Source organism: Kitasatospora sp. NPDC001683, assembly GCF_053596495.1.
The window spans coordinates 1-13,582 of the sequence record NZ_JBSFGK010000083.1 but is presented as its reverse complement, the minus strand read 5'-3'; the positions used below and the strand labels follow the sequence as shown (position 1 = coordinate 13,582).

10 protein-coding genes are annotated in these 13,582 nt (G+C 69.3%); 3 read left to right on the top strand and 7 right to left on the bottom strand.

Going from position 1 to position 13,582, the window contains the following annotated elements; translation table 11 throughout:
• Positions 1-34 precede the first annotated feature (34 nt).
• Complete coding sequence (locus tag ACWCYO_RS31960) at positions 35-748, top strand: creatininase family protein (RefSeq protein ID WP_449786156.1); 714 nt, start codon at positions 35-37, stop codon at positions 746-748.
• A gap of 96 nt (positions 749-844) precedes the next feature.
• Here the strand turns inward: ACWCYO_RS31960 and ACWCYO_RS31955 are convergent, their stop codons facing one another.
• Together ACWCYO_RS31955 and ACWCYO_RS31950 are read right to left on the bottom strand one after the other, a co-directional pair.
• Positions 845-1,171, bottom strand: a complete 327-nt coding sequence (locus tag ACWCYO_RS31955; protein WP_449786155.1) for an HNH endonuclease — start codon at positions 1,169-1,171, stop codon at positions 845-847.
• A 155-nt stretch (positions 1,172-1,326) separates the two neighbouring features.
• Positions 1,327-2,076, bottom strand: coding sequence for a hypothetical protein (locus tag ACWCYO_RS31950; RefSeq protein ID WP_449786154.1), 750 nt, complete (start codon positions 2,074-2,076; stop codon positions 1,327-1,329).
• Between the two features lie 472 nt (positions 2,077-2,548).
• On the opposite strand from ACWCYO_RS31950, the gene ACWCYO_RS31945 reads away from it, so the two are divergent.
• Positions 2,549-3,787 (top strand): trypsin-like serine protease, encoded by a 1,239-nt coding sequence (locus ACWCYO_RS31945; RefSeq protein ID WP_449786153.1) that lies wholly within the window; start codon positions 2,549-2,551, stop codon positions 3,785-3,787.
• Between the two features lie 711 nt (positions 3,788-4,498).
• On the opposite strand, the gene ACWCYO_RS31940 is transcribed toward ACWCYO_RS31945, so the two are convergent.
• Entirely contained in the window at positions 4,499-6,442 is a 1,944-nt protein-coding gene (locus tag ACWCYO_RS31940) for a TIGR03960 family B12-binding radical SAM protein (protein WP_449786152.1), read from the bottom strand.
• Between the two features lie 405 nt (positions 6,443-6,847).
• Between ACWCYO_RS31940 and ACWCYO_RS31935 the strand changes: the two genes are divergently transcribed.
• Positions 6,848-8,155: a M14 family zinc carboxypeptidase gene (locus tag ACWCYO_RS31935; protein ID WP_270146983.1), complete on the top strand. Its 1,308-nt coding sequence runs from the start codon at positions 6,848-6,850 to the stop codon at positions 8,153-8,155.
• Positions 8,156-8,232: 77 nt separating this feature from the next.
• On the opposite strand, the gene rodA is transcribed toward ACWCYO_RS31935, so the two are convergent.
• The 4 genes from rodA to mreC all read right to left on the bottom strand — a co-directional run bounded on the left by rodA (position 8,233) and on the right by mreC (position 13,439).
• Positions 8,233-9,432 (bottom strand): rod shape-determining protein RodA, encoded by a 1,200-nt coding sequence (gene rodA, locus ACWCYO_RS31930; protein WP_270146982.1) that lies wholly within the window; start codon positions 9,430-9,432, stop codon positions 8,233-8,235.
• Positions 9,429-11,756 carry a penicillin-binding protein 2 gene (gene mrdA, locus ACWCYO_RS31925; protein ID WP_270146981.1) on the bottom strand — a complete coding sequence of 776 codons (2,328 nt, stop codon included), beginning with the start codon at positions 11,754-11,756 and terminating at the stop codon, positions 9,429-9,431. Before mrdA ends, rodA begins: the two co-directional genes overlap by 4 nt.
• Positions 11,757-11,843: 87 nt before the next feature.
• On the bottom strand, positions 11,844-12,479 hold the full coding sequence (gene mreD / locus ACWCYO_RS31920) for a rod shape-determining protein MreD (RefSeq protein WP_270146980.1): 636 nt from the start codon (positions 12,477-12,479) through the stop codon (positions 11,844-11,846).
• Between the two features lie 3 nt (positions 12,480-12,482).
• A complete protein-coding gene (gene mreC / locus ACWCYO_RS31915; protein WP_270146978.1) occupies positions 12,483-13,439 on the bottom strand; it encodes a rod shape-determining protein MreC in 957 nt (318 codons plus the stop codon).
• Between the last annotated feature and the right edge of the window lie 143 nt (positions 13,440-13,582).

The following is a 13,582-nucleotide window of genomic DNA, read 5'->3' as shown; positions in this document are numbered from 1 at the left end:
GACCGCTGACGACCTGATGAGAGAGGCTGGGCCCATGGACGCACTGATCACGGCCGCCACTTCCGCAGACGAACGCCGGCGCGGCGCCAAGGTCGCCGTACTGCCGGTCGGCAGCTTCGAGCAGCACGGCGATCACCTGCCCCTGACCACCGACACCGTCGTCGCCAGTCTGATCGCCCAGCGAATCGCCACCGACTACGACCTGTTCCTCCTGCCACCCATCACCCTGTCCTGCTCGCACGAGCACGCCCACATGCCGGGCACCGTCAGCATCAGCGCCGCCACGCTCTACGCCGTGATCAACGACACGTGGAAGTCGCTCCAGGCGTCGGGCGTCCCCGGCCTGTTGATCGTGAACGGGCACGGCGGAAACTACGTCCTCTCGAACGTCGTCCAGGAGGCCAACACCGACGGCCCGCGCGTCGCCCTCTTCCCGGTCCGGGAAGACTGGCACCGGGCCCGCGAAGCCGCCGCTCTGGAGAGCTCAGGCGCCGAGGACATGCACGGCGGCGAACTGGAGGTGTCGCTCCTCCTCCACGGCACTCCCCATCTCGTCCGCGGCGGCGTCGAAGGCGACGACCACGACGCCCCGGAACGCCCCCACCTCCTCACCCTTGGCATGGCCGGTTACACCCGGAACGGCATCATCGGCCGCCCGTCACTCGGGACGGCCGAGAAGGGTCAGGTCATTCTGGAGAGCTTGTCCAAGTCGGCCGCCGCGCACCTGTCACTTATAGGGGGTAGCTGACAACGGTCGCCATCACCCAAAAGCGGGCAAATTCCCATAACAGCACAAACGCCATCCTCGACGGAAGCTGAGAGGGCTGTTCCAAGATCTGTCACTTCAGCACAGATCACCGTCCGACCCATGCCCGTGCATCACACGGTGCTCCCTGAGGCGTCTCCGGTCGACTTCATGCCCCACTGCCTCCCGAAGTCGACCGACCACAGAACTGTCAGATCGCTTCACCACGGTCAGATCGTCGTTGATCATCAGCATGCCGAAATCGAAGAGCACATGATGGTTCGCGCAAAGGCAGAGGGCATCGCCGACGATGTCTGGGCCACGATGCGGAGCCCCCAGAGGAACGATGTCGGCCGCCTCTGCATAAGCGCCGGTCGGGGACTCTAGGGCCTGTTTCAGAAGTGGATCAAGTTTCTGGATGATCACAGTCTGTGGGACATGGTGATCTGACGAGCGGCCAGTGAAAGCGGATGGAGCCGTTGCTGCCGGTGGGCAGGAAGCCAGCGATCTGACCAGTGCAGGCGCAGACGCGGCGCTGGTGGGGTGAACAGCCCCACCAGACGTCGTCGTGGCGTTGGTAGTTACCTGAGGCTCTCGGCGACGTGGATAAGTTCCTCATCCGAGAGCCGTGGAGGGGCGCCGGTGGTGATGACGAACGTGTAGGTCCCGTCCGACCACGTCAGCGAACGGGGATCGCCGTTGGAGTCCGGGTGCGTGATGGTCGCGGGGTGACCCTTGACCGTTGCGGCCCGGCCGTCCGGTGGCGTGCTGTTCCCGAGGGTCTGGCTGATGATCAGGTGTCCGTGTACGTCAGGCTCCGTGCCCAGCGTGTACCCGATGACCCAGGCGGGGATGTCGGTCGGAACGGAGGCCAGGCCGGGCAAGTGCACCATCTCGCCCGCGGGGTAGGGGTAGTAGTTCTCCGGCAGGAACGCGGGCCGGAGGAGGTTGCGCTCGTCGAAGTGGATGGCGGGCTTTCCGGTGGCGTCGTTCAGTGCCCGGGTCCCGAGCGGTTTGTTCAGGTGGGTAGTGATCTGTCCGATGCCGCCAGGGTCACAGAACCCCGGGGGGACCGTGTGCCGCAGGGAGATCTTGACCGCGCCAGCGGACTCGCGGGCCACGAGCTGGGGTTGCTTCTCGCAGCCCCAGCCGATGTTGAGTGTCAGGGTCTGGCCGTCCGAGCTGACCAGCAGCGGGTAGCCAGCCACTGGGCCTTCGTAGACCTTCGTTTCAGGGCCCCGGTTGATCCACGCGTTGATCGCGAGCCCGCCACCGAGAACAGCTACGGCAGCCACGGCGGTCAAGCGATTCCGCCGTCCGCGCTTCGACATCTGACGGACGGTATTTTGCGTCACGGGCCCTCCCCGGCGGTCATGGCCATGCTTGCGTCCGGTGTGTGCGAAGTCAAGCGGGTGCCAAACCAGTGCGTATTGGGCACATCACCCACAACACCCGATTTAACGGTCAAGGAATGGCAAAGTCTTGGCGATCGCGCCCGAAAAATGCCATTAGAGGGGCTATGGCGCCTTTATCTGTCGTGCGCTGAGCATTTGCGTGGCGGTAAAGTGTGGGCCGCAACGCCCGCAAAGGCTAATTGCATCCCATTAGGGGGGGAATTGAATGGCTCGAAAAAAGAACTCCGGTCGAACGTGGATAATCTTTGCTACTGCCCTGCTGGCATCGGTTTCCGCAGTTGCTCCGGCTATCGCTATATCCGGGGCTGACGCACCCACTGCCGCGCCGGCGCAGCCCAGCCACGTCCCCAAGAAGAAGCCGTCGGCCGGTGGGACCAATGCGGCTACGGTGCTGAAGGCCGCCAAACCCGAGGTCGCCGAGCTCATGAAGAAGCAGGAGGCTCTCGATAAGGTCGTCGACCGCATCACCGGAGGGCTGGACGAACAGAACCGGGATCGGATCCCAGGATTCTCTGAAGTCGAGGTAGACCCGGGGGCCAACCGCGCAACCCTACACTGGAAGGGGGAGCTTCCGGAGGCGGTTCGCGGCGCGCTCCAAGATCTTCCGCAAGGCGTGAACGTGAAGGTCGTGCCGGCCAAGTACTCAAAGGCGGAACTCCATGTAGCCCGTGAGAAGCTGCTGTTGAACGGGAAGCCGATCCCGCTCGCGGCGAAAAGCCCGAGCCACATCAACAGCATCGGGCCGTCGCTCGACGGCAGCGGCCTCGACCTCGGCTACGAGACGGACGACGAGCGAGCGCCACAGACGCGGACGTTCCGTCCCGCGCTCTCCGCCGAAGAGCTGACACCGCAGGTGGAAGCGATCGCATCTGCCATCGCCGGCGTGGAAGTCCACGCCCACCCCCAAGCAATGGTCGAGGACCTGACGCGAGGTGCAGACTACGAGCCGTGGCTCGGCGGCGCTGGCGTAAAGACCCCGGGCGGCACGATTTGTTCCACGGGTTTCGGGGTCTACAATCCCTCGATCGGGAGCAAGAACCTTGTCACTACCGCCTGGCACTGCGGGTCAGGCTCGTACAGGACCTGGTATAGCGACAAATACATGGGCTACGCCAGTGAGGGGGACGGACTTGACACGGACGACACGATCGGCATCGCCCCGCTCAACGAGCAGGCGTCGGGCTCAGGCGTCTACGGTGGCCCGTGGAATGACCCCAATGATGCTGATTACGTTGAGGTGTCTGGTTACAGTGGCAACAACGTAGGCGACCTCGTCTGCCAGTCCGCCGCAAACTCGGGGGCGCACTGCGGCCTTCGCGTCCTTCAGGTCGACAGGCAGATTCAAGGCCCTAATGGCGTCTGGCGTAAATTCACGGACCAGGTCGTTCAGACGGACCCGAACGACATCGCTTCTATTAACGGGGACAGTGGCGGGCCTGTCGTCGTGCAAGACGGAAGCAAGCTCCGGGCCCGCGGAACCATTACCTCGCTTGACAAAAAGACTAACTGCAACGGTCGAGTTTCCTCTGACGCTGGAACTCGAACGCCAGTGTGCTACAACGGGATGTGGTACGTCCCGATTTCCCAGACGCTCGCTGACATGGGATGGATCCTGAAGACGGGGTAACCCGTAGAGGATTAACCAGCAGTCCAACGGATTCGGTGAAGCTCCTGAAACCCGGTCTACAGCTAAGGTCGGGGACAGGCCCATGTCCTGCCCCCGCACCCTAGGGTCCGTTGCGACAGTGCTGGTCAGCGATTCAGCACACCTTCGGTGCGCGCCGGGGGCGTTGTAAATGTCGAGCCACTCGTTGATGGCTGTGACCAGCGCTGTCGCCTCGTAGCGCATGGCCAGCTTGTCGTATCTCGCGGCCACCGTGGTGCCGTTTCAGCCGGCTGATCCCGCACTCCACCGCGTGGCGCTCCTTGTAGTCCTCCTGGTCCTCGTTTCACCCGTCGCCGACAGCGGAGGGCCCAACGCCAGAAGGAGGCTCTCAATGTCCTCGCCGCACTGATCGGACGAAGCTCGATCAGCACGTCCACCAGGCGGTAGGACCTCGCAAACAAACGCAGGAGCCCTCCCCGGCAAAGGTTGGGAAGGGCTCTCTGCGTGGCTTGAAGGGGTCAGATCCACTCGATCGAGGACTCGATGCCCGGGACACTCCGGGCGGCGGGCAGAGGGGTCCTCTGGCCCCCTTGCGGGGTCTGCTCGGGGACGGGGGCGGACCCGCCCGGGGCGCGGCTCATGCCGAGCGCGCCCAGGACGAGCTCCCGTTCACCCTCAGGGAGGCTGTGAATTAAGTCACACAGGTCGCCCATCGTGTCACCCATGCGTCAGCTATTTCTGCTGGTCAGTGCCGTTGACGACCGTCAGCGGAAGCAGCTTCTTACCGGTCGGGCCCGTTTGTACCCATGTCCCCATCTGGGGACACACACCGCAGTCGAAGCACGGCGTCCAGCGGCAGTCGTCGACCTCGACCTCCTCCAGGGCGTCCTGCCAGTCCTCCCACAGCCAGTCCTTGTCGAGGCCGCTGTCCAGGTGGTCCCAGGGCAGCACCTCCTCGTAGGAGCGCTCGCGGGTGGTGTACCAGTCGACGTCGACGCCGGTGCCGGCCAGGCCCTTCTCGGCGCTGGCCATCCAGCGGTCGTACGAGAAGTACTCGCGCCAGCCGTCGAAGCGGCCGCCGTCCTCGTAGACCGCGCGGATGACGGCGCCGACCCGGCGGTCACCGCGGGAGAGCAGGCCCTCGACGATGCCCGGCTTGCCGTCGTGGTAGCGGTAGCCGATGTTCTTGCCGTACTTGCGGTCACCGCGGATCGAGTCGCGCAGCTTGGCCAGGCGGGCGTCGGTGGCCTCGGCGGACAGCTGCGGGGCCCACTGGAACGGGGTGTGCGGCTTGGGCACGAACCCGCCGATGGAGACGGTGCAGCGGATGTCGTTCTGGCCGGTGACCTCGCGGCCCTTCTGGATGACGTTCTTCGCCATCTCGCCGATCTGGAGCACGTCCTCGTCGGTCTCGGTGGGCAGGCCGCACATGAAGTACAGCTTCACCTGGCGCCAGCCGTTGCCGTAGGCGGTGGCGACGGTGCGGATCAGGTCCTCCTCCGACACCATCTTGTTGATCACCTTGCGCATGCGTTCGCTGCCGCCCTCGGGGGCGAAGGTGAGGCCCGAGCGGCGCCCGTTGCGGGACAGCTCGTTGGCGAGGTCGATGTTGAAGGCGTCGACGCGGGTCGACGGCAGCGACAGACCGATCTTGTCCTCGGTGTAGCGGTCGGCCAGGCCCTTGGCGATGTCGCCGATCTCGGTGTGGTCGGCGCTGGACAGCGACAGCAGGCCGACCTCCTCGAAGCCGGTCGCCTTCAGCCCGCGCTCGACCATCTCGCCGATGCCGGTGATGCTTCGCTCCCGCACGGGGCGCGTGATCATGCCGGCCTGGCAGAAGCGGCAGCCGCGGGTGCAGCCGCGGAAGATCTCCACGGACATCCGCTCGTGCACCGTCTCCGCCAGCGGGACGAGCGGCTGCTTCGGGTACGGCCACTCGTCGAGGTCCATCACGGTGTGCTTGGACACCCGCCACGGCACGCCCGGGGCGTTCGGCACGACGCGGCCGATCCGGCCGTCGGCCAGGTACTCCACGTCGTAGAACTTGGGCACGTACACCCCGCCGGTACGGGCCAGGCGCAGCAGCAGCTCGTCGCGACCGCCCGGGCGGCCCTCGGCCTTCCAGGCGCGGATGATCTCAGTGATGTCGAGGACGGCCTGCTCGCCGTCGCCGATCACCGCGCAGTCCAGGAAGTCCGCGATCGGCTCGGGGTTGAAGGCCGCGTGGCCGCCGGCGAGGACGATCGGGTCCTCGTCGGTGCGGTCCTTGGCCTCCAGCGGGATGCCGGCCAGGTCGAGCGCGGTCAGCATGTTGGTGTAGCCGAGCTCGGTGGAGAACGACAGCCCGAACACGTCGAAGGCCTTCACCGGGCGGTGGGCGTCCACGGTGAACTGCGGGACGCGGTGCTCGCGCATCAGCGCCTCGAGGTCCGGCCAGACGCTGTAGGTGCGCTCGGCCAGCACGCCCTCGCGCTCGTTCAGCACCTCGTAGAGGATCATGACGCCCTGGTTGGGCAGGCCGACCTCGTAGGCGTCGGGGTACATCAGCGCCCAGCGGACGTCGCAGGCGTCCCAGTCCTTGACGGTCGAGTTGAGCTCGCCGCCGACGTACTGGATCGGCTTCTGGACGTGCGGGAGGAGGGCCTCCAGGCGTGGGAAGACCGATTCGACAGTCATGTACTAGGAACCCTTACGACGTGATTCGGTGCCGCGAGTCGGCACGGGAGGGGTGACCCTCAAGGGTAGCCCAATCCGGGGACCGGCCCGGCTGCGCCGGAAGCGGTCCCCCCGCACGCTCCGGCGCCACCCGCCCCCGCCGTTGACACGCCCGGAGGGCCCGTGCGGTACTGACTGGGCCCCGCCCAAGGCCGTGCACCCCTTCCGAAGACGGAAGTCGGGCCGTACGCTCGGCCAACGCCGACTCCCCCGGCGGCTCCCTCGCCCCAGCACGCCCCTCCCCCGTCCCCGCGAGGCCCCCTACCCCCCGGCCCCGCAGAGCCCGTCCCCGGCCCGCAGGCCGCGTCCGGCGGCGCGGCACGCCCGCGCGCCCCGGCGGCCGTACGACCGGTCGCAAGGAGAACCATGACCGACACCGGTCGGCGGGTCCGGCCCCTGTCCCCGCGGACCCTCGACGTCCGGCCGGCCCGCTACCCCACCCCGGCCCAGGCCGAGTGCGCGGCTCGCCGACTCGCCCTGCGCCACCCGGACCGCTGCCGGCTGCGCGAGGTGGGCCGCTCCCGGGCCGGACGCCCGCTGCTGCTGCTCTCGGTGGACCGCGGGCCGCGCGCCGTGCTGGTGGTCGGCGGCCCGCACCCGAACGAGCCGATCGGCACCGCCGCCGCCGTCCGGCTGGCCGAGGTGCTGCTGGAGCACCCCGCCCGGCCCGGCCTGTCCTGGCACCTGCTGCTGTGCCTGGACCCGGACGGCGCCGCGCTCAACGCCGGCTGGCTGGACGGCCCGCTGACCATGCGCCGCCACTACGAGCACTTCTTCCGCCCCGCCTTCGAGGAGCAGCCCGAGCTGCTGCCCGCGCCCGGCTCCGGCCGCCCGCCGATGCCGGAGAGCCTCGCGCTGACCGGACTGATCGACGAGCTGCGCCCGTTCCTGCAGTGCTCGCTGCACGGGGTGGACTTCGGCGGCGCCTTCGTCCAGCTGACCGGCCCGGTGCGCGGCCTGGCCGAGCGCTTCGCCCGTTCCGCCGACCGGGCCGGCATCCCGCTCGACGTGGACTCCTACGACGCCATCGGCTGGACCAGCCCCGCCCCCGGCACCTATCTGATGCCGTCGCCCGGCAGCCCCGGCACCTCCCGGGCGCTGCCGGACGAACCCGAGCTGTCCACCTGGTCCTACGCGGCCCGGCACGGCGCGGTGACCGCCGTCCTGGAGGTCCCGATGTGGGCCGTGGACGCGGTCGGCGACGCCCGCGTCCACCCGGCCGGGCCGCAGGTCCTCGGCGACGCCGCCCGCGCGCTCACCACCCGCGCCGAGGAGCTCACCGCCCTGCTCGCCCGCGTCCCGGCCCAGGCCCGGGAGGCCCACGGCCCGCTGGCGCGCACCGCCGAGTTCAACCTGGCGGTGGCCCCGCGGGTCGCCGCCGAGTGGCTGGAACTGTGGTGCCCCGGGCCGCTGAGCGCCGCCCGGGCGACCACCGCCGGACTGGTCGCCGCCCGGCTGCCGCTGCGGGTCGCCTCGATCCTGCTGCGGCTGCTCGCCGACGCCCGCGGCCCGGCCGCCGAGGCCACCCGCGAGCGCGCCCGCACCGTGGTCGCGGACAGCCTGGACCGGCTGCGCCACCGCTTCGGCGCCCGCTGGGTCCCGGTCCAGGAGCAGCTGGCCCACCAGACCCGGGCGATCCTCACCGCCGCCGACTGCCTGCTGCAGCCAGCCTGACATACCGTCAACTACCAGTAGCGCCAAGGCGAAGGGCCGGTCCGGGAGCTCCCGGACCGGCCCCTGCCGTCGAACGATCAGGCCGCTATCGGCCGTTGGCTGCGCACCGCCTGGAGCAGTCCGATGCCGATCCAGACCGCGAACATCGAGGAGCCGCCGTAGGAGACGAAGGGCAGCGGGATGCCCGCGACCGGCATGATGCCCAGGCACATCCCTATGTTCTCGAAGGCCTGGAAGGAGAACCAGGCGATTATCCCGGCCGCCACGATCGTCCCGTACAGGTCGGTGGCCTGGCGGGCGATCCGGCAGGCGCGCCACAGGATCACGCCGACCAGCGCGATTATGGCGAGCGCCCCGACGAAGCCGAGCTCCTCACCGGCGACGGTGAACACGAAGTCGGTCTGCTGTTCCGGCACGAACTGCCCGACGGTCTGGGTGCCGTGGAACAGCCCCTTGCCGGTCAGCCCGCCCGAGCCGATCGCGATCCGGGCCTGGGCGGTGTTGTAGCCGACGCCGTTGGGGTCGAGCTGCGGGTTGGCGAAGGCGGCGAAGCGGTCGATCTGGTACTGGCTCAGCAGCCCGAGCTTCCAGATCGCGATGCTGCCGCCGACGCCGAGCGCGAGGATGCCGATCACCCAGCGGTTGGCGGCGCCGGAGCCGAGCAGGATGCCCAGCACGATCGCGGACATCACCATCACCGACCCGGCGTCCGGCATCAGCAGGACCAGGCCCATCGGCAGGCAGGCCCAGATCAGGCCCCGGAACACCGCCCGGTGCGAGGGGAACTCCCGTTCCCCGGCGTCGACCTGGTCCGACAGCACGACGGCCATCGCCAGCAGGATGGCGATCTTCGCGAACTCGGCCGGCTGGACGGAGAAGCCGCCGCCGAGCTGGATCCACGAGTGGGCGCCGTTGACGGTCGAGCCGATCGGGCTGAGCGTCGCCAGCAGCAGCACGATCACGCCGACGTAGACGAAGGGCACCAGGGTGCGGACCCGCCGGGCTCCTATCCCTATCACCACGGCGCACAGCACCAGGCCGATGACGAAGTTCGTCAGGTGCCGGTAGAGGAAGTACTGCGGGTCCCCGTGGGTGAGGTTGTCGCGCCCGCGGGTGGCCGACCACACCAGCAGCGAACTGCCGGACGACAGGGCCAGCCCGGCCAACAGCAGTATCCAGTCCAGCCGCCAGAGCGGGGAGTCCTTGGCCAGGGCCTTGGAGACCCCGCTGCGCTGGGGGGTCAGCCGCAGTTGCCGGTACGAGCCGTAGGAGGTCATGCCCGTCCCCTTCCCGGGCGGTTCGTCGGTTCGAGGGCGGTGTCGGCCGCTGTGTACGAGGCCGCGCTGCCGGCCGGCGGTGCCGGGTCGAGGAAGGCCGCCGCCGGGTTGGAGTCCGCCTGCGCGGAAGCAGCCACCGAGAGCGCCGGGGCCGCAGCGGCGTCCAGCAGAACCGGGGACGGAGCCGGAGCGACGGAGCCCTGCGCCGGGTCGACGGTGTAGGCGGCCGGCTTGATGATCGCGGTGCCGTCCGGGTTGAACTTCGGCAGCTCGCCCTGCGGCGTCGGCAGCAGCGCCTTCCCGTTGTCGATGTTGCCCTTGTCGTCCACCCCGTACAGCGCCTGGTAGATCCGGCGGATGGCGTCGCCGGAGCCGCCAGAGCCGGTGCCGCCCTGGCTGATCGTCATGACGATCGCGTAGTCCTTGCTGTACGTGTCCAGCCAGGAGGTGGTCTGCTTGCCCTCGACCTCGGCGGTGCCGGTCTTGGCGTGCAGCGCGATCTTGTCCTGCGGCCAGCCGTTGAACTTCCAGGCGGCGGTACCGCTGGTGATGACGCCCGCGGTGGCCTGGTCGATGTAGCTGAGCAGCTTCTGGTCGCCGGGGAACTTGGCGTCCTCGTGCGGGGCGATCTCGCGGACGAGATCCCCGCTCGGGCTTATCACGGCCTTGGCGATGGTCGGCCGGTAGAAGGTGCCGCCGTTGGCCAGCGCCGAGTAGATGCGGGCCATCTGGACCGGGGTGACGAGCGTGTCGCCCTGTCCGATCGCGTAGTTGACGGCGTCACCGGCGCGCATCTGGTAGCCGTCGACGCAGTTCTCGCGGGCGATCTGGTCGGAGAAGCTGTTGCCGCCCTTCTGCGCCTGGGCGCACCAGGCGTCCTTGTTGTTGTCGTAGAAGGACTGCTTCCACTGCCGGTCCGGAACCCGGCCGGGGACCTCGGCGGGCAGGTCGATGCCGGTCTTGGAGCCGAGGCCGAACTCGTGGGCGGTCTTGAAGAACCAGTCGGCCGGGTCCTTCTTCGGCTTGATGCCGCCGTCCTTCATCCACTGGTCGTACGCCAGGCCGTAGAACACGGTGTCGCAGGAGACCTCCAGCGCCTTCTCCAGGGAGATGGAACCGAAGCTCTCGCTCTCGAAGTTCTTGAACTCACGGCCGCCGATGGTCATGGCCTTGGGGCACGGGTAGGTGCCGTCCAGCGAGTAGCCGGCCTGCACGGCGGCGGTGGTGGAGACGACCTTGAAGGTCGAGCCGGGGGCGGACTGACCCTGTATGGCCCGGTTGAGCAGCGGGAAGTTGGAGTCCTTGCTGGTCAGCGACTGGTAGTCCTTGCCGCTGATGCCACCCACCCACAGGTTGGGGTCGTAGGTCGGGGCGCTGGCCATCGCGATGATCCGCCCGGTGTGCACGTCCATCACGACGGCGGCGCCGGAGTCGGCCTCGTAGTTGCGGTTGGTGACCTTGTCGAAGGTGTTCCGGGCCTCGGTCATGGCCTGCGCCAGGTTGTCCTCGACGACCTTCTGCACCCGGGCGTCGATGCTGGTGACCAGGTTGTTGCCGGTCTGCGGGGCGACGGTGCCGGCGGTGCCGATCACCCGGCCGAGGTTGTCCACCTCCAGCTTGGTGATGCCGGCCGTGCCGCGCAGGTCGCGGTCGTACACCGACTCCAGGCCGGCCCGGCCGATCTGGTCGGCCGGCAGGTAGCGGTCCAGGCCGCTCTTGTCGGCGGTCTTGCTGACCTCGTCGTCGGTGACCGGCGAGAGGTAGCCGAGCACCTGGGCCAGGTTGGCGCCCTCGGCGCCGGTGTAGTGGCGCACGGAGGTGGGCTGCGCGGTGACCCCGGGGAAGTCCTCGCGGCGCTCCATTATCTGCATCGCCTGCTGGGTGGTCGCTTCCTTGGTGACCGGGATCGGCTGGTACGGCGAACCGTTCCAGCACGGCTGCGGGGTCTTGGCGTCGCAGAGCCGGACCTTCTCCTGCACGTCCTTGGCGGGCATCCCGAGCACCTCGGCCAGCCGGCCCAGCACCCCCTTGCCGCCGTCCTTCTGCTGGAGCAGCGAGGTACGGCTGACGGAGACCACCAGCCGGGCCTCGTTGCCGGCCAGGATCCGCCCGGAGGCGTCCAGGATCTCGCCGCGGACGGCCGGTTCGACCACCTCGCGGATGTGGTTGCCGGTCGCCTTGGCGGTGTACTCCTTGGCGTTGCGGATCTGCAGGTACCACAGCCGTCCGCCGAGGGTGGCGAGCAGCGACAGCACCAGGATCTGCAGCACCACCAGACGGATCGTCACCCGCCGGGTACGGCCGGTCTCGGGGATGTTGCTCACGTCTCGTGCGCTCCAGGGATGCGGGAGGGTCAGGAGGTCTGGGGCCCGCACGGGCCCCGGCGGGCCTGGACGGGCCTGGACGGGCCGTTACGGGCGCCGGACGAAGCCGGGCATGCGCCGCTTCTTGTAGGACGGGCCGGCCGAGACCTCACGCGTGGTGCGGTAGCGGGCCAGCGTGCCCAGCCCCCGACCGCCCTCGTCGTCGTCGCTGGCGGCGGCCACCGGGTCGCGCCCGAAGCGGCGGCCGAGCAGCATCACCAGCGGCACCACGAAGGGGGCCAGCAGCAGGTCGTACAGCAGCGCGCTGATCACCAGGCCGCCGAGGCCGACGTGCCGGGCCGCGGTGTCGCCGACCAGGGCGCCGACCATCGCGTACAGCAGGGTGGAGGCGATCGCCGCGGCGCCGACCACCACCAGCGCACTGAAGACGGAGCGCTGGCGGTGGTCGGAGCGCAGTCCGGCGGCGTAGCCCATCAGGCAGAGCACCAGGGCGTAGCGGCCGATCGCGTGGTCGGAGGGCGGTGCGAGGTCGGCCAGCAGTCCGGCCGAGAAGCCGACCAGGCAGCCGCCGGTCGGCCCGTAGACCATGGCCAGGCCGACCACGACGAGCAGCAGTATGTCCGGGGTGGCTCCCGGGAGCTGGAGCCGGCCGAAGACGCTGACCTGGAGGATCAGGCCGAGCAGGATCAACACGGCGGAGACGGGGATGCGGGCGAGGCGCATGGCTCAGTTCCCCCCATTGGGCTTGGCGGGTGCGGCGGCGGGGGTGGTGCTGCCCTGCGGCTGGGCGGGCGCGCCCGGGGCCTGGCCCTGTCCCGCGGTGGGGGCGGGCGGCAGCACCGCGTCGCGCGGGTCGGTGCGCGGCGGCACGACCACCACGCCGACCAGGTCGAGCCGGGTGAACTGTACGAAGGGCTCGACCAGGATGGTCTTGGTCAGCTGGCCGGCGTTGGCCTGGACCTCGATGACCTTGCCGACCGGGACGCCGGGCACGAAGGGCCGGCCGCTCTGCGAGCCGAAGGTGACCAGCCGGTCGCCGTTCTTGACCTGTGCCTTGCCGTTGAGCAGGGAGACCTTCATCGGGCTGTCGCCGCCGCCGGAGGCGAAGCCGATCTCGCCGCTGCCCTCCAGCCGGGTGCCGGCCGAGAAGCCGGGGTCGGAGGCGAGCAGCACGGTGGCGGTGGTCGGGGCGACGGTGGTGACCCGGCCGACCAGGCCCTGGCCGTTGATGACCGTCATGTCGCGGGTGAGGCCGTCGTCGCTGCCGGCGTCGATGGTGATGGTCCAGGAGAAGCCCTGGGCCGGGCCGATCGCGATGACCTGGGCGGCCTTGACGGTGTAGCCGCCGGCGCCGGCGGTGCGCAGCAGGTCGTCCAGCTGCTTGGTGCGCCCGGCGGCCATGTCGGAGGAGGCGAGCTTCTGCCGCAGTTCGGTGTTCTCGCGGGCGAGCTGGTCGGTGCGGCCGCTGTCGGTGGCGGCGTCGCGGAAGGCGCGGACGGTGTTCGCGACCGGGTCCACGACGCTGGCGGCGCCGCGCTCGACCGGGCCGAGGACACCGGCGGCCGCGTGCCGGGCGGGGCCGAGCGGGGAGTCCTCACCGCCCTTGATGTCCACGGTGATCAGCGCGAAGGCGACGGCCACCAGCAGGATGAGCAGCAGCCGACTCTCTCGTGTGTCCCTCACGGTGCTGGTACTGCCCCTTCGTACCTGGCGGCCGCCCGGGCTGTGGGCCCCGAACTGCGCTCCCTGGAGGGCTGGTTGCCCTCCAGCTGGCTGGGCTGCCTGTTGCTCTGACCACCCGGAGACGGGACGGTTCCAACCGGGAC